The 25,691-nt window shown below is 64.5% G+C and carries 24 protein-coding genes; 10 read left to right on the plus strand and 14 right to left on the minus strand.

Annotation, left to right across the window (positions count from 1 at the left end; all coding sequences use genetic code 11):
• Positions 1 to 24: 24 nt before the first annotated feature.
• Positions 25 to 348 carry a hypothetical protein gene (locus CupriaWKF_RS21200; protein WP_276102722.1) on the plus strand — a complete coding sequence of 108 codons (324 nt, stop codon included), beginning with the start codon at positions 25 to 27 and terminating at the stop codon, positions 346 to 348.
• 301 nt (positions 349 to 649) lie between these two features.
• Here CupriaWKF_RS21200 and CupriaWKF_RS21205 read toward each other — a convergent pair whose 3' ends face one another.
• Together CupriaWKF_RS21205 and CupriaWKF_RS21210 are read right to left on the minus strand one after the other, a co-directional pair.
• Positions 650 to 1,618, minus strand: coding sequence for an ABC transporter substrate-binding protein (locus CupriaWKF_RS21205; RefSeq protein ID WP_276102723.1), 969 nt, complete (start codon positions 1,616 to 1,618; stop codon positions 650 to 652).
• A 562-nt stretch (positions 1,619 to 2,180) separates the two neighbouring features.
• Positions 2,181 to 2,900: a hypothetical protein gene (locus tag CupriaWKF_RS21210; RefSeq protein WP_276102724.1), complete on the minus strand. Its 720-nt coding sequence runs from the start codon at positions 2,898 to 2,900 to the stop codon at positions 2,181 to 2,183.
• A gap of 258 nt (positions 2,901 to 3,158) precedes the next feature.
• On the opposite strand from CupriaWKF_RS21210, the gene CupriaWKF_RS21215 reads away from it, so the two are divergent.
• Positions 3,159 to 3,389 carry a DUF1484 family protein gene (locus tag CupriaWKF_RS21215; protein WP_276102725.1) on the plus strand — a complete coding sequence of 77 codons (231 nt, stop codon included), beginning with the start codon at positions 3,159 to 3,161 and terminating at the stop codon, positions 3,387 to 3,389.
• A 78-nt stretch (positions 3,390 to 3,467) separates the two neighbouring features.
• Here CupriaWKF_RS21215 and CupriaWKF_RS21220 read toward each other — a convergent pair whose 3' ends face one another.
• Positions 3,468 to 4,382, minus strand: a complete 915-nt coding sequence (locus CupriaWKF_RS21220; RefSeq protein ID WP_276102726.1) for a LysR substrate-binding domain-containing protein — start codon at positions 4,380 to 4,382, stop codon at positions 3,468 to 3,470.
• 172 nt (positions 4,383 to 4,554) lie between these two features.
• On the opposite strand from CupriaWKF_RS21220, the gene CupriaWKF_RS21225 reads away from it, so the two are divergent.
• The 4 genes from CupriaWKF_RS21225 to CupriaWKF_RS21240 all read left to right on the plus strand — a co-directional run bounded on the left by CupriaWKF_RS21225 (position 4,555) and on the right by CupriaWKF_RS21240 (position 8,578).
• A complete protein-coding gene (locus CupriaWKF_RS21225; protein ID WP_276102727.1) occupies positions 4,555 to 5,568 on the plus strand; it encodes a tripartite tricarboxylate transporter substrate binding protein in 1,014 nt (337 codons plus the stop codon).
• 76 nt (positions 5,569 to 5,644) lie between these two features.
• Positions 5,645 to 7,066, plus strand: coding sequence for an amidase family protein (locus tag CupriaWKF_RS21230; protein WP_276102728.1), 1,422 nt, complete (start codon positions 5,645 to 5,647; stop codon positions 7,064 to 7,066).
• A 140-nt stretch (positions 7,067 to 7,206) separates the two neighbouring features.
• Positions 7,207 to 8,106 (plus strand): GNAT family N-acetyltransferase, encoded by a 900-nt coding sequence (locus CupriaWKF_RS21235; RefSeq protein WP_276102729.1) that lies wholly within the window; start codon positions 7,207 to 7,209, stop codon positions 8,104 to 8,106.
• Between the two features lie 94 nt (positions 8,107 to 8,200).
• Positions 8,201 to 8,578 carry a hypothetical protein gene (locus CupriaWKF_RS21240; protein WP_276102730.1) on the plus strand — a complete coding sequence of 126 codons (378 nt, stop codon included), beginning with the start codon at positions 8,201 to 8,203 and terminating at the stop codon, positions 8,576 to 8,578.
• A 97-nt stretch (positions 8,579 to 8,675) separates the two neighbouring features.
• Here CupriaWKF_RS21240 and CupriaWKF_RS21245 read toward each other — a convergent pair whose 3' ends face one another.
• The 10 genes from CupriaWKF_RS21245 to CupriaWKF_RS21290 form a co-directional block, all read right to left on the minus strand.
• Positions 8,676 to 9,509 (minus strand): GntR family transcriptional regulator, encoded by an 834-nt coding sequence (locus CupriaWKF_RS21245; RefSeq protein WP_276103352.1) that lies wholly within the window; start codon positions 9,507 to 9,509, stop codon positions 8,676 to 8,678.
• A 342-nt stretch (positions 9,510 to 9,851) separates the two neighbouring features.
• Positions 9,852 to 11,153, minus strand: a complete 1,302-nt coding sequence (locus CupriaWKF_RS21250; RefSeq protein WP_276102731.1) for an MFS transporter — start codon at positions 11,151 to 11,153, stop codon at positions 9,852 to 9,854.
• A gap of 37 nt (positions 11,154 to 11,190) precedes the next feature.
• Positions 11,191 to 11,793, minus strand: coding sequence for an isochorismatase family cysteine hydrolase (locus CupriaWKF_RS21255; protein ID WP_276103355.1), 603 nt, complete (start codon positions 11,791 to 11,793; stop codon positions 11,191 to 11,193).
• Positions 11,794 to 12,095: 302 nt separating this feature from the next.
• Entirely contained in the window at positions 12,096 to 12,953 is an 858-nt protein-coding gene (locus tag CupriaWKF_RS21260) for a sigma-70 family RNA polymerase sigma factor (protein WP_276102732.1), read from the minus strand.
• Complete coding sequence (locus CupriaWKF_RS21265) at positions 12,950 to 13,423, minus strand: carboxymuconolactone decarboxylase family protein (RefSeq protein ID WP_276102733.1); 474 nt, start codon at positions 13,421 to 13,423, stop codon at positions 12,950 to 12,952. The genes CupriaWKF_RS21260 and CupriaWKF_RS21265 overlap by 4 nt, the downstream gene beginning before the upstream one ends.
• 195 nt (positions 13,424 to 13,618) lie before the next feature.
• Positions 13,619 to 14,383, minus strand: coding sequence for a hypothetical protein (locus CupriaWKF_RS21270; protein ID WP_276102734.1), 765 nt, complete (start codon positions 14,381 to 14,383; stop codon positions 13,619 to 13,621).
• Between the two features lie 324 nt (positions 14,384 to 14,707).
• Positions 14,708 to 16,108 (minus strand): ISNCY family transposase, encoded by a 1,401-nt coding sequence (locus tag CupriaWKF_RS21275; protein WP_276101523.1) that lies wholly within the window; start codon positions 16,106 to 16,108, stop codon positions 14,708 to 14,710.
• Between the two features lie 344 nt (positions 16,109 to 16,452).
• Positions 16,453 to 16,944: a VOC family protein gene (locus CupriaWKF_RS21280; RefSeq protein WP_276102735.1), complete on the minus strand. Its 492-nt coding sequence runs from the start codon at positions 16,942 to 16,944 to the stop codon at positions 16,453 to 16,455.
• 286 nt (positions 16,945 to 17,230) lie between these two features.
• Entirely contained in the window at positions 17,231 to 18,424 is a 1,194-nt protein-coding gene (locus tag CupriaWKF_RS21285; protein ID WP_276102736.1) for an acyl-CoA dehydrogenase, read from the minus strand.
• Positions 18,425 to 18,437: 13 nt separating this feature from the next.
• Complete coding sequence (locus CupriaWKF_RS21290) at positions 18,438 to 19,190, minus strand: glucose 1-dehydrogenase (protein WP_276102737.1); 753 nt, start codon at positions 19,188 to 19,190, stop codon at positions 18,438 to 18,440.
• 136 nt (positions 19,191 to 19,326) lie between these two features.
• Here CupriaWKF_RS21290 and CupriaWKF_RS21295 point away from each other — a divergent pair, with 136 nt between their 5' ends.
• Positions 19,327 to 20,010 (plus strand): GntR family transcriptional regulator, encoded by a 684-nt coding sequence (locus CupriaWKF_RS21295; RefSeq protein ID WP_276103356.1) that lies wholly within the window; start codon positions 19,327 to 19,329, stop codon positions 20,008 to 20,010.
• 213 nt (positions 20,011 to 20,223) lie between these two features.
• Complete coding sequence (locus CupriaWKF_RS21300) at positions 20,224 to 21,006, plus strand: MHYT domain-containing protein (RefSeq protein ID WP_276102738.1); 783 nt, start codon at positions 20,224 to 20,226, stop codon at positions 21,004 to 21,006.
• Between the two features lie 36 nt (positions 21,007 to 21,042).
• Here CupriaWKF_RS21300 and CupriaWKF_RS21305 read toward each other — a convergent pair whose 3' ends face one another.
• Positions 21,043 to 23,052, minus strand: a complete 2,010-nt coding sequence (locus CupriaWKF_RS21305) for an alkaline phosphatase D family protein (RefSeq protein WP_276102739.1) — start codon at positions 23,050 to 23,052, stop codon at positions 21,043 to 21,045.
• A gap of 382 nt (positions 23,053 to 23,434) precedes the next feature.
• On the opposite strand from CupriaWKF_RS21305, the gene CupriaWKF_RS21310 reads away from it, so the two are divergent.
• Both CupriaWKF_RS21310 and eutC read left to right on the plus strand, forming a co-directional pair.
• Complete coding sequence (locus CupriaWKF_RS21310) at positions 23,435 to 24,817, plus strand: ethanolamine ammonia-lyase subunit EutB (protein WP_276102740.1); 1,383 nt, start codon at positions 23,435 to 23,437, stop codon at positions 24,815 to 24,817.
• A 20-nt stretch (positions 24,818 to 24,837) separates the two neighbouring features.
• Positions 24,838 to 25,635: an ethanolamine ammonia-lyase subunit EutC gene (eutC, locus tag CupriaWKF_RS21315; RefSeq protein ID WP_276102741.1), complete on the plus strand. Its 798-nt coding sequence runs from the start codon at positions 24,838 to 24,840 to the stop codon at positions 25,633 to 25,635.
• The last annotated feature ends 56 nt before the right edge of the window (positions 25,636 to 25,691 follow it).

Below are 25,691 nucleotides of genomic sequence, written 5' to 3' on the forward strand. Positions count from 1 at the left end.
CAGATCGAATCGGCCGCGCTGCTGGTGCCAGAAGTCGCCGAGGCAGCGGTGGTGCCAGTGGCCGACGAAGTCAAGGGGAAGGTTCCCGACCTCTATGTCTCGCTCAAGCCGGGACTGGCGCCCTCCCAAAAGATCGCGAACAAGGTCGCGGCCTCGGTGTCCCAGATCGGCGCGATTGCGCGTCCGCATCGCGTCGTCATTGTTCCTGACATGCCCAAGACACGCTCAGGCAAGATCATGCGCCGCGTGCTGGCGGCGATCTCCAACCACCAGGATCCAGGTGACGTGTCAACGCTTGCCAATCCGGAGATTGTAGAGAAGATCAGGGACCTGACGACCTTGTCGTAGAACGGAAGCACATGAAGACCGTGGCGAGGAGTACGCATGGACGCACCTCCTATCGGCTGGCTGAGTACGGCCATCTTCTGCCGGTCACCAAAGAACTGAGTTGGACATTCAACAGTCGGCTTCGATCGGTAAGCGGACGTCCGGTGGCCGGGCATGTATCTCAAGGGATCGGCCTTTGCGGTTGTTCGCCCTCGATGGGCCCCCGACCACGGAGAATGTCTGCTTCCAGGTCAGCTCATTGCTCGCGAGATGACCGATCCATGGAATCGCAATTCGATGCGACCACCGTTTGCTGGATTGCCTACTGTATAACCCGATCCGCGCGCTTGAGCACCTCAGGCGAAACCGTCACGCCGATTTCGCGCGCCGTTTTCAGGTTCACGATGAGCTCATAGCGCTTCACCGTCTCCACGGATAGAGCGCCAGGTTTGGCGCCCTTCAGCACCTTGTCCACGTAAGCTGCCATGTGCCGGATTGCCTCGGTTTGGCTTGCTCCATAGGAGACGAGTCCCCCAGCCGCTACCCTAGACGGGGCAAATAGGGTGGGGAGTCGATTCTTCGCTGCCAGATCCACGACTTCCTTCGCGTGAACGCCCAGTATCGGTTCCTCAAGTACCAGCAAAGCATCCGCATGTTGCTGCTTGATGGCGGCGAACGCTCCTTCCAGATCCGGATTCGGTCCTGCCACTCTGAGTCGCTGCGGCTGCAACTCGAGCGTCCGTGCTTGTCCCTCGGCCGCGTTAATCAAAGCCTCGGAGACGCCTTGATCTCCCAGGATCGCCACACGCTTGAGCCCGGGGACAACTTGCTTTAGAAGTTCGAGCTGTTTCGTAGCTTGCTGCGGGTCAAAGGATGTAACGCCGGTGAGATTTCCGCCAGGTCGCTCCAGATTTGGTACGAGGTGGTCCGCCACCGGATCGACTACGACCGAGAACACTATTGGGATGTCGGTAACCGATTTCTTGGCCGCGCGCGCCGTTACGGCACCTGTCACGGCAAGGACATCGATTTTAAGGCCCACCAGCTCGGAAAAAATTTCAGGGAACCGCTCATAGTGCCCCTCAGCGAATCGCGGCTCGATGACGATGTTCTTCCCGTCGATGTAGCCTAAATCGGCAAGACCTTGCCGGAATGCGTCGAAGAGGGGTAGGGAACGGCCCTGGGGTGCGAGAAACCCAACTCGCGGGATTTTAGCGGGCTGCTGTGCTTCCGAAGGTGGGAGTACGAAACTCAAACTCAGCGTAAGAACCGTGAGCATTCGCTTCAACATTCGAACCTCCTTGTCGAAGGAATTGCCAGCAAAGGCGAGTCGCCGCAAACGACGTCGCGGCGGCAGGAGGAACAAGAGACCATGAAACGATACGCCTGAGTTTGGTCTGCGGTCAATGCGAGGGTAGGTTTCATCCGCGTGAACCGAGTCAGCGGCGGTCGCACGGTTTGATAGGACTTTCCGCTTTCCGCTACCCCACCCATCAATTGCTGTCGGTACTTGGCAGCAGAGTTCGCTGCATCGGAATAATGCTGCTTATGAGGAGGTTTTCATTCTCATCGAAAAAGGTTTGCCGACACGAGTTTCACTCAAAACCTGTCATCGCTGCCATGAGTGGCCAAAGGACTGCAGAGGATCGACTCCGGGCATAGGGCGCTCAACCGGTTGAATCCACACCGACGACTTGCCGCCGGGCAGGAAGCCATGGACGACCGTTGGACGCCGCAAGCCGCCGTTAATGTGGAGGAGGCTGGAACGGCGGTCGTGGGTCGGACTCTGCCCCTCGCCATCTATTGACGACACCCTCCCGCGCAAATCGTGAGGGCGCGTACTATCAAGCTATTTACTTCCCCGCCAACGCGGGGAATTGCGGGTTCGTCACAACCTGCTTGAGCAGTTCCTGCACGGCGGGGCCGAAGGCATCTGCCACGTTCTTGCACGCGCCGGCAGCGGTCCAACTCGTGTCGAACGGATACTTGACAGAGACCTTATAGCCCTTGTCGGCAGTCGACTTCACGGCCATCGTGATCTGCCAGTACGCCGGGGACACCGAGCTGAAACTCAGTTCTTCGATGCGCCCGTCGATCGGCGCACCTTTCACGTCATAGGCTTGAGCCATCAGGAGTTCTTCCTGGAACGCATCCTTGATGTACTGCGATGGTGTCTTGCCCGGCGCCACCTTTACCGGACCATTCAGGCGGCACAAGGGGCTCTCATCGACGCCCGGCGCAAGACCGACCTCGGCGACGCTGACCTTCTTCGGCTGAAGGCTTTGCTGGATGGCAATGACATTGGCGGCGGACGCCTTGTAGGGAATCGAGTTCGTGGTCTCGCAACCAGTCAATACGATGCCACTGGCGAGAATGGTAGCAACCAGCGCAATTCTGCTTTGATTCATATATCCCTTCGCATGTGTTAAAGGCTCGACGGTATGCGTGCCCGCTACGATAAACGGATAGCAGCCAGGATTCCCTAATCCCACCTTAGAGGGGGCGACGCTGCATTCTTCGTATGCCGAAGCCTGGAGCGCCGCAATGCGAAGTTTCCTATCGACGCTTTCCAAACCGATAGCCAAACTTCCCCAGTCATCGCATCACCGATGACCGGGTGTGGCAACCCGAACCGCTCCGATCGACGCCTATCGTGTATGGTTTTTTCGTACACGCTCGCCTCATCAATCCATGGCGGGCCGGATGGGGCAGCCGCAAGGCTGGCCGGTTTTTCGATCGGAGCACCGGCATTGCCACCCCCGTTATCAGGCCCGCCACCCCTCATGTCGCAATGACGGGATGGCCTCTCAACTGCATTTCAGGAGGTCACAATGTCCACCGGCAATACCACAGCGCGCAGTCATCTCACCCCAACCCCAGCGTCGACTTCCCTCGACCTCTCGTCCGCCCTGAACCGCCTCAGCGCCAGCCTCTCCAGCATCCTCTTCCTTCTCGAAGTCCAAAGCGATCACTCGGAAGAAATCCACGGCACCCACTGCCTGCTGGTCATGGTCAAATCCCAGCTCGATCAGCTCTCGGCCGAAGTTTGCTTGGTTGACTGATTTGGCAGTGCGAACCATCGGCACAATTCGCACTGCCGATGGTTCGCCCGATGCGGTTGCAGCCGGGTCCCGATCCGGTCATCCCGTCGCCAGCTTCTTCCCGTTCACCGCAATCTCCTTCCTGAACAACTCCGCCATAGTCTCCGCCGCCAACGACAGCGGCGTATCCCGCAGCGTCAGAATCCCCAGCGTGATCGGCGGCAACGGCATCCGCAACGGCACCCGACTGACTTGCTGCGCATAGGGTTCCACGCCGAGCAGGCCGGCCGGACAGGAAAGCAGCGCATCGCTGCGCGTCATCAGGTTCCAGCTCACGCCAAAGGTATTGGCCTTGATGATGCGTGTCGGCACCGGAATACCCGCCTCCCGCAACTGGTCGAGCATATAGGTGTGGTGACTGCCCGGCGACAAGTGCATCAACCATTCGCAATCGAGCAGTTCTTCCCATTCGGTCGCGTGTTCGAGCGGATGGCCACGGCGGCAGGCGACCATGATCTCCAGCGTCTGCAGCGGCTCGAAGGTGAACTCGCTGCCGATGGCCTGCTGTCCCGGCGCGGCGACGGCAAAGTCGACGGTGCCATCGCGCAGCGCGGGCAGTACCAGCGGCATCATGCCTTCTTCCAGCGTGAGCTCGGCCAGCGGCATGCGCTTGCGGAAGGCGCGGATCACGTCGGGCAGCAGGCTCAGGAAGACCATCGGCGTGACCGCTACCGATACGTGCGCCTGCTTGCCGCCCTGCAACTGGCGGATGTCCTGCCGTGCCAGGGCAAGCTGCGCCTGCGCCAGCCGCGCCCGCAGGGTGAGTTGGTGACCGCATTCGGTCAGCGTCACGCCGCGCGAGCTGCGCACGATCAGCGGCGCATCCAGGTCCTGTTCCAGTTCCCGGATGGCCTTGGTAATGGCGGCCTGGCTCAGGTACAGGCTGCGTGCCGCGCCGCGGATGCTGCCGGTCTCCACCAGGCTCAGCCATGCCTTCAGGTGATGGTCCTTCACGTTGTCTCCCTCGCTTCCCGTTCCGTGAGCCGGGATGTCTTGCGCTTGCTGGCGATGTGACGACAACCCTGAGTTGTCACCATCAAGAATTTAGCGTCTTTTGGCTTTCATTCTATCTGCGTAGCCTTGTTGCGAAACCCATGCCAATGCAAAGAAAACAGCGAGGAGACACATGGAGAAGACGCGCACCCCGACAGAACGACCGGTCGTCACCCGTTTCGCAGTACGGGCAATGGCCGCCCTGGCGATATCAGCCCTATGCACCGCGCCGCTGCTGGCCCGGGCCGAGTGGCCGGAGCGGCCGCTCAAGATGGTGGTGCCCTACGCGGCCGGCGCGGGCGCGGACGTGGCGCTGCGCCCGATCGCCGAGGCGATGGGCCGCGAACTGGGCAAGCCGGTGGTGGTCGACAACCGGCCCAGCGCCGGCGGTATCGTCGGGACCCAGCTGGTGGCCACGTCCGCTGCCGACGGTTACACCATCGGCTACGGCAATATGGTCACGCTGGCCGTCAACCGCACCTTTTACACCAAGCTTCCCTACGATCCGGAAAGGGATCTCGCGCCGATTGGCCTGGCCATCGGCAACGCCTATGTGCTGGTGGCGCGCAAGGACCTGCCGGCCAACAACCTTGCCGAGCTAATCGCATACGCGAAGCAACGCCCCGGCAAGGTGGTGATGGGGTCGCTGGGCATCGGCTCGGGCGCTCACCTGGCGGGTGAGCTGGTGCAGGGCAGTACCGGCATCAAGATGCTGCACGTGCCCTACAAGAGCGGCGCGCAGGCACTGGGCGACATGGTCAACGGCCAGGTCGATGTGATGTTCGACAACGTCTCGGGCATCCAGCAGTTCATTGCCGGCAAGCAGATCAAGGCGCTGGCCGTGACCAGCCTGCAGCGCGTGCCGGTGCTGCCGCAGGTGCCCACCATGGACGAGAGCGGCATCAAGGGCTTCGATGTGGTGGCCTGGGGCGGGCTGGTGGCGCCGGCGGGCACGCCCATGCCCGTCATCCGCAAGCTCAACGCCGCGCTCAACAGGGCCCTGGCAGATCCCGCCGTGGTCAAGGCGAATGCCGCGCTGTCGATCGAGGCCATGCCCTCGACGCCCGAGGCGTTCACCAGCCTGATCCGCAGCGAGGTGCCCCGCTGGGGCGCCACCGTCAAGCGCGCCGGCATCAAGGCCGACTGATTGCACGCTTGCCGCCGCGCCGGACCGGCGCAGGCGTCATCGAATCCATCACATCCACAACCACAACGGACCATTCATGAGCAACGAACTGTGGCGCCTGAGCGCCGTCGATCTCGCCCGGCATATCGCCTCCCGTGAAATCTCGTGCCGCGAGGCGGCGGCAAGCTGCCTGGCGCGGCTGGACGACGTCAACCCCCGCCTCAACGCGGTGGTCGAGGTGCTGGCCGACGAAGCCCTGCACGCCGCCGCCGAGGCTGATGCCATGCTGGCACGCGGCGAGCCGGTGGGCCCGCTGCACGGCGTGCCCGTGACGATCAAGGTGAACGTGGACCAGGCGGGGCGCGCCACGACCAATGGCGTAGCGGCCTACCGCAGCACCGTGGCCACTGCCGACAGCCCGGTGGTCGCCAACCTGCGCAAGGCGGGAGCCATCATCATCGGCCGCAACAATACGCCGGCGTTCTCGATGCGCTGGTTCACCGACAACGCCCCGCACGGCCGCACGCTCAATCCCTACGACGCCACGCGTACGCCCGGCGGCTCCAGCGGCGGCGCGGCGGCAGCGGTGGCGGCCGGCATCGGCCCGCTCGCGCACGGCAACGACCAGGGCGGATCGATCCGCTATCCCGCCTATGCCTGCGGCGTGGCAGGCCTGCGGCCGAGCTTCGGGCGGGTGCCGGCGTTCAACCCGTCCCAGTCGCGGGAGCGCACCATCGGCATGCACATGACCTCGGTGCAGGGGCCGCTCGCGCGCAGCGTGGCGGACCTGCGCCTGGCGCTGGCGGCGATGTCCGCGGGCGATGCCAGGGACCCATGGTGGACGCCCGCGCCGCTGGATGCCGCGCAGCCGGCCAATGCCCATCAGGCGGGTACAAGAGTCGCAGTATGCACCTCGCTGCCGGGCTACCGCGCCGACCCCGAGGTCGCCGCGGCGGTCGCGCAGGCGGCACGGTGGCTGGAACAGGCCGGTTATACGGTCGAGGAAGCCGCCCCGCCGCGCTTCACCGAGGTAACGGAGCTGTGGCTGGCACTCACCATGAACGAGACCAAGGCCAGCGTACGGCAAGCCGTAGAGAACGATGGCGATGACGCGATCTGCCGTGCCTTCGGCAGCATGTACCGGCTGGCCCCGGATCTGGATCTCGTGGGCTATATGGACGCGCTGGCCCTGCGCTCCAATCTGCTGCGCGACTGGCAACTCTTTCTTGCGCAATATCCGCTGCTGCTGATGCCGGTCTCGTGGCAGCGCCCGTTCGCGGTCGACGCGGACCAGCAGGGCGATGCCGCCATGCGCGAAATCCTGGATGCGCAAAGCCCGCTGCTGGCGCCGGCCATGCTCGGCCTGCCGGGCTTGTCGGTGCCGACCGGCATGGCAGGCAGCACGCCGATGGGTGTGCAACTGGTGGCGGGGCGCTTCCAGGAGGCGCTTTGCCTGGCGGCTGGCGAGGCCATCGAACGGCGCGCAGGCTGGTCCGGGCTGGCTGAGATGCGGGCGTAACCGGTCCTGATCGAGGGAGCGCTCTGTGTTCGGGCGGCATCGGATGTGTTGATGGGGATGCGGCGCAGCCATTGATCGGGCGCTTGGCTCCGCCGCGGCCTTCTCCTATACATTCAGATGTTGCCGCGCAGGAGGTGCCCATGCCGCTCGTTGTCCGACCTGCAAACGCTGATGAACTGGTACGCGCCGAGGAGCTTGTTACCCGCAGCATCAACGACCTGACCGTCCGCCACGGTTTCGGGCCGATTGCCACGTCGCGGTCTCCGGATTTCCAGGCGTTCTGTCTCAGGGACGATCCACGCGGCGTGTGGCTGGCCGAGGACGATGGCGAGATTGCCGGCTTTGCGCTGAGCTGGGTTTCCGATCGGCTCTGGTTCCTGGCCGAACTGTTCGTTGCTCCCGGCAGGCAAGGACAGGGAGTCGGCAACGCGCTGCTGGACCGCACCATGCAGCATGCGAGCCAGGCCGGCGCGACCGAAAAGTGCCTGATCACCTTCGCCTTCAACGTTGTGTCCCAGGGCCTGTACGTGCGGCACGGCTTGCTGCCGCGCGTGTCCATCCTTTTGTGCACCGCCGAACGTGAGTCATTGGTGCGCCACGCGCAGGATCCCGCGCTTCGCACGACGCCCATCCAAAACACGGCTGCCGATTTCGAGATGCTGCGCGGTCTCGATTTTGCAACGCTGGGTGTTTCGCGAGAGAAGCACCACCGGTACCTGCTCGCTAATCCCATGGTGGAAGGCATATTCTTCGAAGACGGCGGCGAGCGCGTCGGCTACGCATACGTTGCCGCGACGGGCCACATCGGCCCGTTGGCGGTCATGCATGCGCCCGCGATGCCCGGCGCGTTCCGGGCGGCGCTGGCGATGGCCATCGCCAAGGGTGCCCCGCAGATCTCCGTGTTCGTTCCCGGGACGAGCGAAGCCCTGGCGATCGCAGCGAGCCAGGGAATGCGATTCACGCTGCCGATGGTGCTGATGTCGTGGCGCGAATTCGGCGACTGGACGCGCTATCTCCCGCGGAACCCCGGCTTCATGTGAGGCGGCATTAGCAGCAACTACAGAGCAGGAGTGGCGCGTCGGTCGTCGAACGTCTCTCGAGCAGTTCAACTCGCAACCCGTGGGAGTAACAGGCATGGTCGCAGTCAAATTCGACGATCTTTCCATGGCTTTGGACTTCGTTAGTTCTGCTGCGCCAATGGATCACAACGCGTATGTCTCACTCGATACCGGTCAAGTCTATTGGACTTCCGATTTCGACGACGACTTCGACGACGAGATTCCTGACGACCTTGAAACTTCGGACCGCTACCTTCGCATAAAAACGAGCTCGATCTTGGAAGAAATCTCGCCCTCCGATTTGTCGCACAAGAGTTGCCTGAGTGTTATGAACAGGTTGAAGCATTCTTCCGACGGTCACGCGCTTACGCTTGCTTCAAAGATATGCTGGCGCGCAAAGGCATTCTCGAACGCTGGTATTCGTTTGAAGCCGACTCTGTCGAAAGAGCGCTGAGGCAATGGTGTGCTGAGAACGGTCTGGAGATTCTGGAGTCGTAGCGCCAGTTAGACATAACGCAATGCGGAGCACGCACGCGCCGCCCAGTACGCACCTACTTTAAGCCAAGCGTGAACGGAAGCAGCAGCGCATTCACCAAGAGCAAGCCATAGGCGATCACCATGGCCGCCGGGATGGCGGATTTTGGTCCATCATATGTGCGAGCGCTACGGCGCGTCCACAGGAATCCCGCGCCCATGCCCAGGATGGCAAGGCCGGAAAACAGACTCTCCAGCACAAGCGTGGCCGGACGCAGATTGCCCGGGCTACTGTCGACGCTCTTTGCAGAGCGGCGGGCATCCGCTCCCCAGTCAGCCGGTCTTTCAGAGACGGCGGCGGCGATCGGGCGAGCGGGCTCGATGGGCACTGGCTTGACCGGCGTGACAAGCGGCTCAGTCAACGTCGGCGCTTCCTGGGCGTGCTGTGTCGGCGTAGTAGCCGGCGCCGGCTCACGCCTGACCGGGTCTGGTGTAGCCGTAGCGGCGGGGTGCGGTGAGGCCGGCCGGCCCGGTGTGTTCCGCATTGCATCCCGGTCCCGCCAGAACTTGGCGAACATGCTTTCCAGGCAGCGTGCCGAGTCGCAGGCATCACGCCGCGCGCGCCATGCCGCAATGTCAGCGTCCTGAAGGGTGCCTTTGCGCAACATCCGCTGCTGCTCGGCGTAGATACGCTCGTAGCGCCCCGACAGCGTGGCAGAGTCGCAGATCAGGTGGTGCTGCTGGCGCGTGCGCGGGCGGGCGCCGTCGGTGGCAAGCGTGCATCTTGTTCCGGCGCCTTCCGGGTCCTCGCAGTGAACCGAAGATCCCCCGGCAGGTGACTTACAGGCAATGTCCGAGGCCCGCGCGCCGCTGACAGCGGCAAGGCCAATGGCGAAGCCAATGGCAACCATCGCGGCCACGCGCGCTATGACCCTCTTCATGTTGATTCCCCATCGAAGCGGCCCGAGGCTTCCAAGCTAGTCAAAAGTCGTCGGCTACCCAAGTACGCATTGCAATGCGCGTGGGGTAGGACACTTACTGCTGGTTCATCGAGGGAAAAATGCTCGCTGTCCGTCTCTTGCCGGCGCAATCCGGCATGTGTGGCGGGCCTGTCGATGTGACGTCCAGGCTGGCCATGGACTTACCCGCATTTAGTGCAGAGTAATCCTTGCCCGCAGTGAGCAGGAATGTTCGGATCACTTGGCCAGCCAACCGGGGACTTTGATCGCGCAGGCAAATTGGTCCTGCGCGTACTAGCTTCTACGGATCTCGTTAATCTCTGCGGCCTCGAGCTCCGCGCTGAATTCCCCATCCCTGGTAGCAATCAATGCCTTCGGCGCCAGGGGAATCAGCGGCAGGATCAGCGCGTACACCACCGTGGTTGCGATCACGCAGTAGGTAAATCCGTGCGTCGCGTCGCTATTGTAGATCCAGGATCCCAACAGATCGCCGGCGCGCGCCGAGAGCGCCAGAACGCCATCCACCAGCATCATCAGGGTTCCTTGCAGGCCCGGCGGACAGGACCGGATCGCTAGATCGAAGTACGCCGCCGTGGCGATACCGCCCATCAATCCTATCGGCGCCGCCAGGACAAGGGCGAGATCGGCCGAATGAATGAATGCCAGCGGAATCATCTGTGGTATCGCGATGATCGTTCCCCACCACAGCAGCTTGTCCAGCGATACCCGCTTGCACAGATAGCCATACAGCAAGAACGTTGGAACGAAGGCGGCGGCAAAGATGCCGTTGTAGTACGAGTAAATCGCATCCGACGCATGCAGCGTATTGCTCAGGTAGAACTGCAGCGGCGTGGCCGCGCCCGGCGCAAAATTCCATAGAAGGCAGATGAGAACCGCCGGGTAGACGGCCTTATGCTTTGCCAGCCGCCTGACATTCCCCAAGAAATCCGTGCTGCTGGCCTGCGGCTTCTCATAGAGATGGCCGAAGACCGAAGCGGGCTTCCATAGTGCCAGCACGGCAATCAACAGATTGAGCGACGCGACAAGGAAGAAGGCGTCCTTCGCGGCAAGATGGTCGGACACATAGCCGGAGGCCAACGCGCCAGCAACAACCGGAACGGAGCTGATCACATTCAACAGGGCGCTCAGGCGTCCGGACATGAGCTTTTCCTGGCCAACCAGGGCGACCAGCCCCTGGTACGCCGCGGCGACAAACCTGGACGAGACCATGGCCAGCATCATGCCGGCGAGCAGTCCGGCATATGAGAAGCCTGAAAACGCCATCCAGGCGAGTGCGGCCGCGGTCGCGGGAGCGAAGATCAGGAAGAAGCCGCGATCCCGCAATCCCAGCGGGTTCCATTGGTCACGCGCCAGGCCAAAGGCGAATGCCACGTACACGGGGATGCCCGTCAGCAGGCGGAATGTGGAGATCTGCGTCGCCGTCGCATGCAACTGGTTCTTGAGTATGTAAGAAGCCTGAATATCGATCAGGGCGCCGCCCGGCGTAGCCAGATAGATGAACAGGGTCATCCAGCCGAAGTACTGCAGGGTCCGGTAGCTGCCTTCAGCACCATTGCGACCGGAATCTGCGGGCATGTTCATATTCTCCGGACTGTCGGCGTGCCGGCCCGTGCTAGGCGAGCCACCCCAAGGCATCGGCGAGCGAGAGCACGGTTGTGCGTGAATCGAATGCCGTTGAAAAAAGATGATCGTGCACGACCTGGTCCGGGTCGTAGCAGCAGTCCTTGACGGTGAGCAAGCGGAAGTCCGCATCACTCGCATACGCGACCGACGACAGCACAACACCGGTCGACGCAATGCCCGCCATGATCAGCGTATCGATCCCCTGGGCGGAGAGCCTCACCTGCAGGTCGGTGCCAAAGAACACGCTGGCACGATGCGCGATGATGAGAGGCTCCGTGGCCTGCCGGCCGAGTTCCGGCGAGATCTGGTCGTCGACGAAAAGCCCCAGCTCCTTGATCCCCTGTCCGTTCCGGTTCAACGGGCTGACTTCCGGGTAGCCCGGACTGAAGTGGATCTTGGCGAAATAGACGCTGACGCCCCTTGCCCGTGCGGCGTCGCACAGTCTGCGCGTATTGGAGAGCAGGGTGGGGGCGACTGACGGGAATAGCGCCATGATGTCGGTCTGGTAGTGCATGACCACCAGGGCGGTTTGCGCCGGAACCAATGCCGGCAGCTGCGTGGTCACACCGCGCGTATCGGCGGCGCTTTCCATGTCCTGTTGATGGGCTGCCGAATCGACGGGGCGAAGTTCAACGGGTGGCGACATAGGGCTTCCGATGAAGAGTGACGATCGACTCTACCATGGCGTGACCCCGGCTCTCCGTCTGTTCGGAAAATAGTGCCGCGGCGCGGCATTGGAATACTCCGGCCCCTTGCAAAGGACTTCTTGCCATCCGGCCAGTTAGGGAGGGCCTTGCACTGCAGCCACTGCGCGCCGTGGCATAGCCTTTGTTGGCCTGGAGCTGGCGCGTTCGATCCGCCTCAACGCCGAGCTGTGGGCGAGGGAGATGACCCCTAATGCAAATGCCGCAACTTCTCCGGATTGCGCACCACATAAATCGCCGCGATCTTGCCGTCCTCAATCTCCAGCGCCGTCGTTTGCAACTCTCCATCCGACTCCAGCGTGACAAAGCCAGGCAGGCCATTGATAAACACCGCGCGCACGAAGGTCGAGCCCAGCTTCTGAAAGAGCTTCGACAGCTGCGCATGCACGCGCATCACCTCGTCGAAGCCAAGCACAGGGTGGCCGATTGCCGGGCGCTTGCCGCCGCCGTCCGCATGCAGGCTCACGTCGGCGGCCAGCATGGCGCCGAGCGCGCTCATGTCGCCGCTGCGTGATGCGTCGAAGAACGCCTTGGCGAGTTCGAGACCACGCTCCTTTTCGACCTGGAAACGCGGGCGCGATTCCCGTACATGGGTACGCGCCCGCGCCGCGAGCTGGCGGCACGCGGCCGGCTCGCGCTGGATGGTCTTGGCGACTTCGTCGAACTCCAGCCCGAAGACATCGTGCAGCAGGAACGCCGCGCGCTCGAGCGGCGACAGGCGTTCGAGCGCTAGCATCAGCGGCAGCGTGACGTCTTCCTGCTCGTCTTCCTCGAGCACGGGATCGGGCAGCCACGGCCCGATGTAGGTCTCGCGCTGGTGCCGCGCGGACTTGAGCTGGTCCAGGCACATCCGCATGACCATGCGGCGCAGGAACGCCTCGGCCACGCGCACCTCGGCGCGTTCGGCGTTCACCCAGCGGATATAGGCGTCCTGCACGATGTCCTCGGCATCCGCGACGGAACCGAGCATCCGGTACGCGACCCGGATCAGCTTGCGCCGCAGCGGCTCGAAGCTCGCCGCGGCATCCGTGAGGTTGGCGTCCGTCATCCGGCAAAGGCCTTGGCCGCCGCCTTCGCCGCCGCCGGATCGACCCACAGGCCGAAGCCGACCGCGAGGCGGTTCCAGCCGTTGATGACATTGATCATGAGCGTGAGCTTCACCTGCTCTTCCCTGGAAAAATGGTCATTGAGCGCCGTGCGGGCGCTGTCGAGCGCATGGCCTTCGGACAAGCGGGTCAGCGCCTCTGTCCAGCCGAGCGCCGCACGTTCGCGGTCGGTGTAGCAAGGCGCCTCGCGCCAGGCGGACAGCAGGTAAAGGCGCTGCTCGGTTTCGCCCCTCTCGCGGGCGTCCGCGGCATGCATGTTAATGCAGTTCGCGCAGGCGTTTATCTGCGAGGCGCGCACTTCGACCAGCGAGACAAGGCTCGGCTCAAGGCTGCCCGCCACGGCGAGCGATGTGCCCATCCAGGACTTCATCTGGGCGGGGGCGGCGGCAAACGGGTCGAGCTTGGCAGTCATGTTGAATCTCCTTTCAAGGGTTACGACGACATGACGAGCCAGCCCCCGCGGGTGTGACATCGGCGAAGAAATATTTTTCCGGACCCCACTTTTCCCCTCTTCAGGGCGGTCGGATTCGATGGCCGGCACCATCGGCCGTCGCGTTTTGGGCGGGAACCGGCTCGAACCGGCGCAAGACGCCGCGCGTGCCGCCAGCTAGCGGGGCAGGGACTCCTGCAAGCCAAGCAGGTTCTGCGGCGCTACGCGGATCAGCCCGCCCCGCGGGCTGTCGATATCGGCGATCAGCGCGAGCGAAAGCGCCACCGTCAGGGGCATGATCAGAAGCAGCCCGATCCGCGCCCGCGCGGTCCTGGCCCCGTAGCCCTGCATTACGCTGCTGAACACGGCGATGGCGATCATCAAGCCCCAGGCCGCCACCGGAATGCGGTTTCGCCATGCCGCTTCCGCATACCCTTGCGAGTTGATCACGTCATTCATGCCGCCGACCACCAGCCCGGTGATCGGGGTTGGCGTCTTCCGCGCGGCGTCGCGCGTGACCTTCCACATCTCGTCTTGCAGCTGGGCGGTGGCGGCGCCGATTTCCTGCAAGTCCTGTCCGCCGCGCGCCACGTAGTAGCGAATGCGTTGGTCCAGATAGCGGGCCAGCAGTTTCCTGGCCTTGTCGCCGCTTTCCGGCTCCATCAGGTCGGCCCGAAGGTATTCGGTGCCGATAGCGTTGGCTTCCTCTTCTTCCAGGTTCTTGCGTTGGTCGTAGCGCCCCACCGCCATCGACAAGGTAAAGCCGATCAGCAGGGCCAGCAGTGTCAGCGTGGCGCCCTGGACGATGCTGAAGTCTTCGCGGCTTTCGTCGGCAATGGGCCTGATGCGGCGCAGCACCAGCGCGCCGGCAGCCGTAGCCATGGCCAGCAGGACCAGCAACAGGACGAAGAGGATGGCCGGATATCGCAAGAGCTGGCTCATATCAACCCAGAAGGAGGAAGGCGTGAGCCGGACTTTCACGGCGAGGCGGGAACGAACCGGCTCCGCAATGCGGCACGGTCATTCTATGGACACTCGCTTCGGCCAGGGCGGTGCCACGAAAATTTTCAGTGTCAAAGCTAAGTTGAAATGTCCGGGCGCCAGCAAAGTTGAAATGTCCGGTTGTCCGGCGTCTTTTCAGCTTGTTTGTTCAGTCTTTTGAGGTTCCCGTAGGGCGGTGGTGCTGGCCTGACACGACGGAGTCCAGCTCAGGGTGGGGCTGTCATTCCAGCAGGGCGGATTTGAATTCCCAGGAGTAAGCGGAAATCAGTTCTCAGTTCCGTTAAGCGGCCACGGTTGCTGCTGTAAGCGTTTTAGCGCTTCCAACATGTCGTTCTGATCCAGCGAGCGCTGTGACTTCTTGCCTGGCGGTCGCCCACGCTTGCGGACAACGCCTTCGGTGGCAGGCAAAGAGAGAGATCGCGTGTTGTCGCGTTTCTCCTGAACGTACTGCGCCAGTTGCAATACGTGCCCCAGCCGCTTGTTATCCACGATTGCCCCCTGATCGACTTCCGACAGCTTGTCGTAGATGGTGTAGGGCAGGGCGACGCCATTCGCGCGTGGCTCGATCCTGCCGTCGGGGTAGTGGTAGACGTCGATATAGCGACCGGCGAGCTTGCGGTGCTCGGGTGTATCTGCCAGCAGGTAGAGCATCTTGTCGTACTGGATCGTCAGGCTCTTCGAGACGCAGCGTGGTTCGCGCCAGGCGAAGATCAGATCCAGGTTCTCATCCGGTCGCAGCGGACGATGCGCGTTATGGCTGTTACGCGGGACCTTGGCGAAGCGCGCGTTGTAGTCCGCGATGAATTCGGGCATGAAGGCGTTGGCAGCTTCCATGGTGCTGATATTGCGAAGGCGCAGCTCCTTGACCAAGCGGTCCTGCAACGTCAGGTGGGTCCGTTCGACGCGGCCCTTGGCCTGGCTGCTGTTGGCGCAGATGCCCTCGATGTTCAGCTCGAACAAGGCCCGGGAAAACTGGGTATGGCCATCGCCGCCGGTGGCATTCGGCTTGTTGACCCGGAAGACGCTGGCCTTGTCGCTGTAAAACGCCACCGGCTTGCCATGGCGCTCCAGGTAGGCGCGAGTTGCAGCGAAGTATGTGAACGTGGCCTCGGAATGGGTAAAGCGCAGTTCCATGATCCGGCTGGTGGCGTCGTCGACATAGACCAGCAGCGTGCAGGCCGCAGCGCGCTCCTCAAACCAGCGGTGATCGCAGCCGTCGATCTGAATCAGCTCGCCATAGCAGGCACGGCGGTTGCGCGGCTGGTAGACCTTCGGCGGCCGCTGTTTGCGCGGTATCCAAAGCCCAGATGCCGTCATCAGGCGGCGGATCGTTTCCTTGGACAACGTGAGTCCATGGCGTTCGCGGAGCTTCTCGCAGGCCAGCGTCGGCCCGAAGTCGGCGTAGTGTTCCCGGATCAGGCCCAGCGCCGCGGCTTCGCGGTCGGCCGACAGCCGGTTGTTGCTCGGACGGCCGCGCTTGCGGGTCACGAGTCCCGACGGACCTTCTTGCCGGTAGCGCTCCAGCAACCGCCGCAACTGCCGGTCCGTGATCTCCAATCGTTCTGCGGCCACACCGGGCCGTAACTGACCATCCACAACCGCCTGGACGGTCTTGAGCCTGTCTAACTCATGCATGCTGACTGTAATGACCTCGGATTTAGCCATCCTCTGGCGTCTCCATCGTGTTCAACCGGGGCAGGCTAAATAACACGAATGGACCGCTCAGGCGGACATTTGAACTTTGCCAAAACCGGACATTACAACTTTGCCGCTACATTCAGTCCTTGGAAAAAATCATTTATGTCCACGACGCATGCTCGGTCGAGCGGTCTGCCGGCGCGCAGGGCGGTAAAGAGTCTGGCGTGCTACTGCCCGGCACCGGCGATTGCGGCAGCGGTGGCCGAGCAGCTTCGCTGTCGATAGTGGCGATCCGCGCCTCTATCAGGCGAAATCCGGCGGACGAAACCGGGTCATTGCAACCCGGCCACGCACAGGCAGCGCCATCAACGCTACGTCGGGCTGCGTCCCGCGCGGGCCGCCTCGATCGCGGCGATGTCGATCTTGGTCATGCTCATCATCGCTTCAAACGCGCGCTTGGCCGCGGCGCGATCGGGGTCGGTGTAGGCCGCGGTGAGCGCGCGCGGGGTGATCTGCCACGACAGTCCCCACCGGTCCTTGCACCAGCCACAGGCACTCTCCTGGCCACCGTTGCCGACGATCGCATTCCACAGGCGATCGGTTTCAGCCTGGTCGTCGGTGGCGATCTGGAACGAGAATGCCTCGGAGTGCTTGAAATGCGGGCCGCCGTTCAGCCCCAGGCAGGGAATGCCGGCGACGGTGAACTCGACGGTCAGCACATCGCCCTCCTTGCCGTCGGGATAGTCGCCCGGGGCACGGTGCACAGCCTGGACCGCACTGTCTGGAAATGTCTTGGCGTAGAAGTTCGCGGCGTCGAGCGCATCACCGTCATACCACAGGCAGATCGTGTTCTTGCTGGTCATCTGTGTCTCCTGAAGGGTCGAATACCGGCATCGCAGCCGTCCGACAATGCGGATTGTCCACTTTCCGACGGGCCCGGTCAGCCGGATATGGCGGATGCAGCCGAAGGGTCCGGGTCTACATAGGGCAGGCCGGGAACGTTTCAGTTCCGCGTTGATTGCGGCCCGACCCGGATGACGTGCAGCTTTCTTCCCTTGCAGGGGTCGGAGACCGCGCGCAGTACTGCGAGCGCGCGCTGGAAGGGGGACGGGCGCGGCGTCATGTCCTGGCGCTTAAGCGGGGATCCGGTCAGCCATGCTGCTTCGCCCCGAGCGTGTCGCGCTTGATCTTCTTCGCGAGCGACCACTTGTGGACTTCGGTGGGGCCGTCATAGATGCGGAACGCGCGCAGTTCACGGAAGGCCTGCTCGACGATCGTGTCGCGCGCCACGCCGTTGCCGCCCAGGATCTGCACGCAGCGGTCGGCGACGCGGAACAGCGCTTCCGACACGGCCACCTTGGCCATCGAACTTTCGCTGGTGCCCGCCGATCCCGTGTCGAGCACGCCCGCGCACCAGTCGATCATCAGCGCCGCCTGCTGCAGGTCGATCAGGTTCTCCGCGAGCATGAAGCCGACGCCCTCGTGGTCGATCAGCAGCTTGCCGAACGCCTTGCGCGTGGTGGCGTAGGCCCGTGCGATCTCGTCCGCGCGCGTGACCGTACCGAACCAGCGCATGCAATGCGACAGCCGCGCCGGCGACAACCGTACCTGCGCATAGCGGAAGCCTTCGTCGACTTCGCCGAGCACCTGGCTGGCCGGCACGCGCAGGTTGTCGATCACGACCAGCGCATGGCCGCCCGGCATCGAGCTGTCGATGGTGTCGAGGATGCGCTCGGTGCGAATGGCGGGGTGGGGCAGGTCGACCAGGAACATCGTCGCCTGCGCGCGCTCGCCGTCGCCGGTACGCGCCATGATGATGCCGACCTTTGCGCCTTCCGCGCCGGTAATGAACTTCTTGCGGCCATTGAGCACCCAGTCGTCGCCGTCGCGAACCGCGGTGGTACTCAGCATCGACGGATCCGATCCTGCGCCGCCTTCCTCCGCGGGTTCGGTCATGAAGAACGCCGAGCGCGCGTCGCCGCGCACGATCGGGTCAAGGAAGCGCGCCTTCTGCGCGGCGGATGCCACCTTGCCGAGCAGGAACATATTGCCCTCGTCGGGCGCCATGGTATTGACGGCGACCGGGCCGAGCGGCGACAGGCCCGAGCGCTTGAGCACGGCGGCCGTTTCGCGCTGGTCCAGGTGGCTGCCGTCGGCCAGGATATGCGGCGTCATGACGCCTGCCGCGCGGGCCTTGGCGCGCAGTTCCTCGACCAGTTCGGCGGTGGGGCCATGCGCGGTGCAGCGCGGATCCCGCTCGTAAGGCGCCACGACATCGCGCACGAATCGCTCGACGCGGTCCGCGATCTGCTCGCTTCGTTCGGTGGGACAGGGTGTAAACATGGGTGCCATTCCCTCAGAGTGTGTTGACCAGGTGGCCGCCGTCGACGGCCAGTACGGCGCCCGTCATGTAGCGCGAGGCATCGGACGCGAGCAGCAGCAGCGGCCCGTCCAGGTCCTCGAGCTGTCCGAGACGGCGCTGCGGAATGCGGCGGATCAGCGCCTTGCCGGCGTCGGTCTGCCAGAAGTCGCGGTTGAGTTCGGTATCGATGTACCCGGGGGCGATGGCATTCACGCGAATGCCATGGCGCGCCCATTCCAGTGCGAGCGTCTTCGTCAGTTGCACGACGCCCGCCTTGGACACCGCATAGGACACCACGCCACCAGCCTGCCGCAGCCCCAGGATCGACGCCACGTTGATGATGCTGCCGCCACCGCGTTCGCGCATGCCCGGGGCCAGTGCCTGCGCCAGGAAGAACATGCCTTTGAGGTTGGTGTCGAGCACCGCATCCCAGTCTTCCTCGGTATGCGTGAAGGCCGGCGCTTCACGTACCAGCCCCGCGTTGTTGACCAGGATGTCGATGGGCCCCGCGGTGTCCACCAGTGCGGCGCGGGAAGCGGCGCTGGTCACGTCGAGCGCCACGCAGTGCGCGCGCCCGAATTGTTCCACCTGCTTCGCCACCGCTTGCAGCGCATCGGTGCGCCGTGCCGCCAGCACCACTTCGACGCCGTGCGCGGCCAGCCGTTGCGCAAAGTGCGCTCCCAGCCCGCTCGATGCCCCCGTGACCAGCGCCCGCTTGCCAGCCAGGCCAGGCAACGTCTCCCCCATCGGTATCTCCATCCGTTTGCATAACAGGACCGGATTGTAGGATGATTTCATCCCATGTCAACGGTGTCGAACCCTGATGTCCGGCCAATCCATTAGAATCGCGCCCGTGCCAAGAACGACCTCTCCCTCCCCTGAAATGTCCAGCGATACGTCCGTTGCGTCCGGCCTGGCGGGCCGCAGTGCGTCCGACACGGTGTTCTTCGGGATCGTGAACGGCCTGGAGCTGGGCGGTTTCGCGCCCGGCCAGCGGCTGGTCGAAACCGACCTGGTGGCGCATTTCGGCGTCGGCCGCAATTCCGTGCGCGAGGCGCTGCAGCGGCTGGCTGCCGAGGGCATCGTCGACCTCCCGCGCCATCGCGGCGCGATCATCCGCCGGCTGAGCCTGCAGGAAACCCTGGACGTGCTGGATGTCGCGGAGCGCATGACCGGACTGCTCGCGCGCGCCGCCACGCGCGGCCGCGGCAACCGCGGACTGGCGCAGGCGTTGCGCGCTTCGGTACAGGGACTGGTCGCGGCGGAGAAGGCCCATGACGTGGAGGCCTTTTCGAGCACTCGGCGGCACTTCTATCGGACGCTGCTTGAAATGGGCGACAACCGCGAATTACGGCGTCTGTTTCCGACCATCCACATGCCGATCGTGCACGCGCAGCACCGGCTCGCTTCGCTGCCGCGCATGCGCCTGGACGACTACCGCCGCATCGCCACGGCCGTGCTTGCCGGCGACCCCGATGCGGCCGAGGCGGCCGGCGCGGCGCACGTGCAGAACGTGCGCAGTGCGATCCTGGAGAGGCAGCCGGCTGAGATGGCCGGCCAGGACTGAATGCTTCGGGTTGAAGCGAGCCGGCTTCATTAACCTTGATGAGTTATGGGCAAGGCCAGGCGCAGCCCGCATACTAGCCCCGCATCCAGGAAGCGCCCACGGGCGCGCTCTTGTCCAACACGAGAGACATTCGCTGCAACTTCAGTCATCCGACGGCAGCCGGTACGAAGGCAGTGTGGACCGCGCCGCCGCACGTTTCCGCGGGGGAGGGTTATGTTTATCGGATTCAAGGCAGTGCCGGGCATCATGGTGCCGTTCCAGTACGACACGCTGCTGGTGGCGCTGTCTTTCCTGATCTCGGTGTGCGGCGCCTACGTCGGGCTGCGCTGGTCGCGCCGCGTGCGGGGGCCGGACGGCCGGCTCGACATCGACCGCCTGTTGTGCGCCACAGCCAGCCTTGGCGGCGGCGCGGTCTGGTCGATGCACTTCATCGGCATGGCGGCCTACCAGACGCCGACCAACCGCGAGTTCGACATGCTGCTGACCCTGCTGTCGCTGCTGGCCGTGACGGTGCCGGTAGGTGCCGGGCTTGCCATCGCTTCACTGCCATACGGCAACCGCGCCGACAACGCCGTCAAAGGCGGCGTGCTGACCGGTCTCGGTGTCGTCGCCATGCACTACACCGGCATGGCGGCCATTCACTCGAATACACAGTTCGACTGGAATCCCTTCCTTGTCGCGCTGTCCGTCCTGATTGCCGTGGTGGTGTCGGTGATCGGCCTCTGGCTGGCAACCACGGTCAGGACCGGGCCGCTGCAATTCGGCGCCGCCCTGGTGATGGGCCTTGCTGTGTGCGGCATGCACTATACGGGCATGTCGGCCGGCAACATGATCTGCACCAGCCCGTCGTACTCGCCGGATCTCTTCGCGATCGAGGGCGGAAACGTCGGTTACGTGGTATTCGCCATGGCACTGGTGCTGCTGATGATCACGCTGGTCATGGAAGCCACCCGCAGCGGCCGCATCGCACGTGCCGTGCAGGCGCGGTCGCGCTGAGGAACGGCCTGGCTGCTGCCCCTGCATACCCTCCGGCTAGACCAGCGTGACGTCGGCGTCGCCCGACGCGACCTCGATCACCTGCACGCTGGCCGTGGCCGGCTGTGCCGGCGCCGTGGTGCCTTCCAGGGGCTTCATCACGTGGAAGGCGCAACTGAGCCTGGCGGGGGTGAGCGTTACCAGGGCATAGCCTTCGGCATTGGTTTCCACGTGCCGCAGCCACGGATTGAACGTGCGCAGTGTGGCATTGAGGGCGTTCACCAGGGTGCTGCCGGCGTTGCTGTAGATGAGCTCGTGCAGCGCCGCGAACGCCTGGTCGTTGTCGACCCTGGCGCGCAGCCGGCTCAGCAGCGTGTTGCTCGACACCCCGGCCGTGACGAGGTCGACCATCACCGGCGCCGGGCTCGCGGCATCGTAGTCGTCCATCACCTGGCCGGCGAAGAAGGCATGGATGTCGCCACTCAGCGTGACGACGTTGCGTACGCTGTTGGCCTTCAGGAAGGCCATCAGGTTCTTGCGCTCGGCGTTGTAGCCGTCCCACTGGTCCGCGTTGATGATGATGCGGTCAAGCAGTTCGATCGACGGCAGCCGCTTGTCGATGAAGGGCTTGATGGTGGCGTCGAAGGTGGCATCGTTGATGCCCACGCGCGACACCACGTTGCGCAGTGCGGGGTATGTGAGCCCGGCAAGCGTGCCCGCCGCCCTGGCGCCGCGCAGGTCGCTGATCAGCGCGTTGGTCATGTCCGTCACCAGCGGCGCCAGCACGCCGTTGAGCTGCGCGAGCCCCTTGGCGATCAGGTCGGCAAGCGCCTTCACGACATCCACCTGCATACGCAGCATCGCCAGTTCGTTGCCCCACAGCTTCCATGTGGTATTCGCGCCGCCGACGCGGTCCTGCCACCAGGCGCGCTGGGTGTCGCCCAGCATGGACACGGGCGTCAGCGTATTGCCGGCGGCGGCGATCTTGGCGGCTTCGGCCGCGGCCAGTTTGTCGGCCGGCACGAAGGAGCGCGCGCCTACGGCACCGCCCGTCGACTGCTCGGGAATGATATGGTCGGCGCGGTACAGGCGTTCGTCGGTCATCAGCAGCGTGGCCAGGTTGCCGAACGTGAACGACCGGTAGATCTGGATGTTCTGGAACGACGGATTGTTCAGGTCGATCGTGACGTCGGCTGGCAGGAACTCGAACCACGCCTGGTTGGCGCTGCGCCGCCGCGCGGTGCGCGGTGTCGCGTCGTCGTCGGCGCTGTACGTCTGGCGGTCCTGCCAGCAGTTGTCGGAGAACTCATGGTCGTCCCAGATGGCGATCACCGGGAAGGCCGCGTGCAGCGCCTGCAGGCGCGGATCGCTGCGATAACTGCGGTACAGGTAGCGGTAGTCGGCCAGGGTGGTCGCGTAGATCGAACCGTCCGGCAGTACGGTGCCATCCGGCAGTTTCAGTACGCCATGCCGGTCCTCCACGTTGCCGTTGCGCGAGCCGCCGGGCACGGTCTCGTAGATGTAGTCGCCAACGTGGACGATGAAGTCCAGGTCCTGCCGGACCAGCTCTTCCATGCCGGCCCAGTGATTGACGTTCCAGTCCTGGCAACAGATAAAGGCAAAGCGCAGTTGCGACAACGGCGTGCCGGCGGCCGCGGCGGTGCGCGTGCGGCCGACCGTGCTTGGGCGGTTGCCGAGCAGGAAGCGGTAGTAGTACTGCGTGGACGCCGACAGGCCTGTGACCTTGTTGCGCAAGGTGTAGTCCCAGTCGGGCAGCGCGGAAAGGTGCTGGTTCACCAGCAGCGTGCTGAAGTCCTGCTGCAGCGACACCTGGAGCCGGACCTGCACCGGCCGCTGGCCGTTGCTGCCGTCCACTCGCGTCCATACCACCACGCTGTCGGGCTTCGGGTCTCCGGAGGCGACGCCATGCAAGAAGTTGAAGTTCTCGGGACTGCCGGTGTCGGCGGGTTCCGAGTCGGAGCCACCGCCGCCGCACGCGGCGAGCCCGCCCGCAGCCACGGAAACAGTCATGAAACTTCCCCACTTGAGGAACTGGCGGCGGTCCATGGCGCTTCTCCTTATTGATCCCGCATGGGTGGCATCTGGATACTAGGAACCGATTGGCAGAGCCGCTGTCGGCGCGCCGCCGACATCGCTATAGGAAAAGGATGACGCAGGCGCATGGTATGTCCCGAATGCCAGGTTTAGCGCGGCTCCGCTGTGCAATATCGCGTCATTCCGGACACGAGGCGGGATGGTGTCTGCGCCACGCCACGGCGGCAGTTGCCCGGGAACGCGAAGGACTATAGTAGCCATACTGATTCCGATGGCGAATGCGGCATGCAATCTCCTGGTCACAGCCCCGGAGCCCCCGGAGCCCCCGGAGCCCCCGGAGCCCCCGGAGCCCCCGGAGCCCCCGGAGCCTCCGGAGCCTTAACTCATTTCACTCATGGCATTCCTCCACACGGTCGGCCAGCACCGCCACGTCTTCGCCGACCTGCGCACGCTGCTGGCCAAGGCCAGTCCCGCCCGTTCAGGCGATTGCCTTGCCGGCATTGCCGCCGCGAGCGAGGAAGAGCGCATGGCGGCGCGCATGGCGCTTGCCGACGTGCCGCTTTCGCAGTTCCTGTCCGAGGCGCTGGTCCCCTATGAGAACGACGAGGTGACCCGCCTGATCGTCGACAGCCACGACGCCGGCGCGTTCGCGGAGATCGCATCCCTCACGGTCGGCGACTTCCGCAACTGGCTGTTGCTGCACGAGACCGACGGCGCTGCGCTCGCCCGCGTGGCGGCCGGCATCACGCCGGAGATGGCCGCGGCGGTGAGCAAGCTCATGCGCAACCAGGACCTGGTCGCGGTCGCGCGCAAGTGCCGCGTGGTGACGCGCTTTCGCAGCACCGTGGGGCTGCCCGGCCGCCTTTCGGTGCGGCTGCAGCCGAACCATCCCACCGACGACCCCAAGGGCATTGCGGCCTCGATCATCGACGGCCTCATGTATGGCTGCGGCGATGCGACCATTGGCGTCAATCCGGCCTCGGACAGCCTCGGCGCGATCGTGTCGCTGCTGCGCATGATCGACGACCTGCGCTGCCGCTTTGACATTCCCACGCAGTCCTGCGTGCTCACGCACGTCACCCACACGCTGCGGGCGATGGAGCAGGGCGCGCCGGTGGACCTCGTGTTCCAGTCGGTGGCTGGCAGCGAGCGCGCCAACGCGGCGTTTGGCATCAGCTTGCCGCTGCTGGCCGAGGCGCATGACGCCGCGCAAGCGCTGGCACGCGGCACCGTGGGCAACAACGTGATGTACTTCGAGACCGGGCAGGGCAGCGCGCTGTCGGCCAACGCCCACCATGGCGTGGACCAGCAGACCATGGAGGCGCGCGCCTATGCCGTGGCGCGGCGGTTCTCGCCGCTGCTGGTCAATACGGTGGTGGGCTTTATCGGCCCCGAGTACCTGTATGACGGCAAGCAGATCATCCGCGCGGGGCTCGAAGACCATTTCTGCGGCAAGCTGCTCGGCGTGCCGATGGGCTGCGACGTCTGCTATACCAACCATGCCGAGGCCGACCAGGACGACATGGATACGCTGCTGACGCTGTTCGGCGTGGCCGGCATCAACTTCATCATGGGCGTGCCGGGGGCCGACGACATCATGCTGAACTACCAGAGCACGTCGTTCCACGATGCGCTGTATCTGCGCGAGGTACTCGGCCTGCGGCCCGCACCGGAGTTCGAGGCCTGGCTGCGGCGCATGGGCATCGCCGATGACAGCGGACGCCTGCTGGAGCCCGCGGATCGTCAGCCGCTGCTTGAACTGGCGCATTCGCTGTAGCCGCCGACACGACCGCCGCCATGACCAGGCTCCCGTCCCCCCCGTCTCCCCCGTTTCCCGTCATGCAGGACAACCCCTGGCAGCAGTTGCGCCAGTTCACGCGCGCGCGCATTGCGCTTGGCCGCGCCGGGCACGGCCAGACCACCGATACCGTGCTGGCATTCGGACTGGCCCATGCACAGGCGCGCGACGCGGTGCACCTGCCGCTGGACTGTGCGGCGGTCGAAGCCGCACTCGGCCAGGCGGGGTTTGCCAGCGTGCCCGTCCACAGCGCGGCACCGGACCGCGCGCACTACCTGCGCCGGCCGGACCTGGGCCGCAGGCTCGACGAGGCCAGCCGCGCGCGCCTGTCCGGCGCACGTCCCGGTGCTGCGCCCGATGTGGTGTTCGTGATTGCCGACGGCCTGTCCGCGCTGGCCGCGCAGCGCCATGGCGTGCCGCTGCTGTGCGCCGTGCGCGAACGGTTGCCGCAAGGCTGGACCGTGGCGCCGGTCGTGGTCGCCGAACAATCGCGCGTGGCGCTTGGCGATGAAGTGGGCGAGTCGATGGGCGCGCGCCAGGTCGTGATGCTGATCGGCGAAAGGCCGGGGCTGAGTTCGCCCGACAGCCTGGGCATCTACCTGACCTATGCACCGCGCATCGGCCGCACGGATGCGGAGCGCAACTGCATCTCGAATGTGCGGCCCGAAGGGCTGTCCTATGCGCGGGCGGCCGAGCGGCTGGTATTCCTGCTGCACGGCGCCGCCGCGCTTGGCGGCTCCGGCGTGGCGCTCAAGGATGACAGCGCGCATGCGCTGCCGGGCGATGCGGACGGCTAGCGCGACGCGCCACGGAATGGCTGAGCGCAACGGCAACGTCATGACACGGAGAGCGA

Origin of the sequence: Cupriavidus sp. WKF15 (assembly GCF_029278605.1) — a bacterium.
Classification (GTDB): domain Bacteria; phylum Pseudomonadota; class Gammaproteobacteria; order Burkholderiales; family Burkholderiaceae; genus Cupriavidus.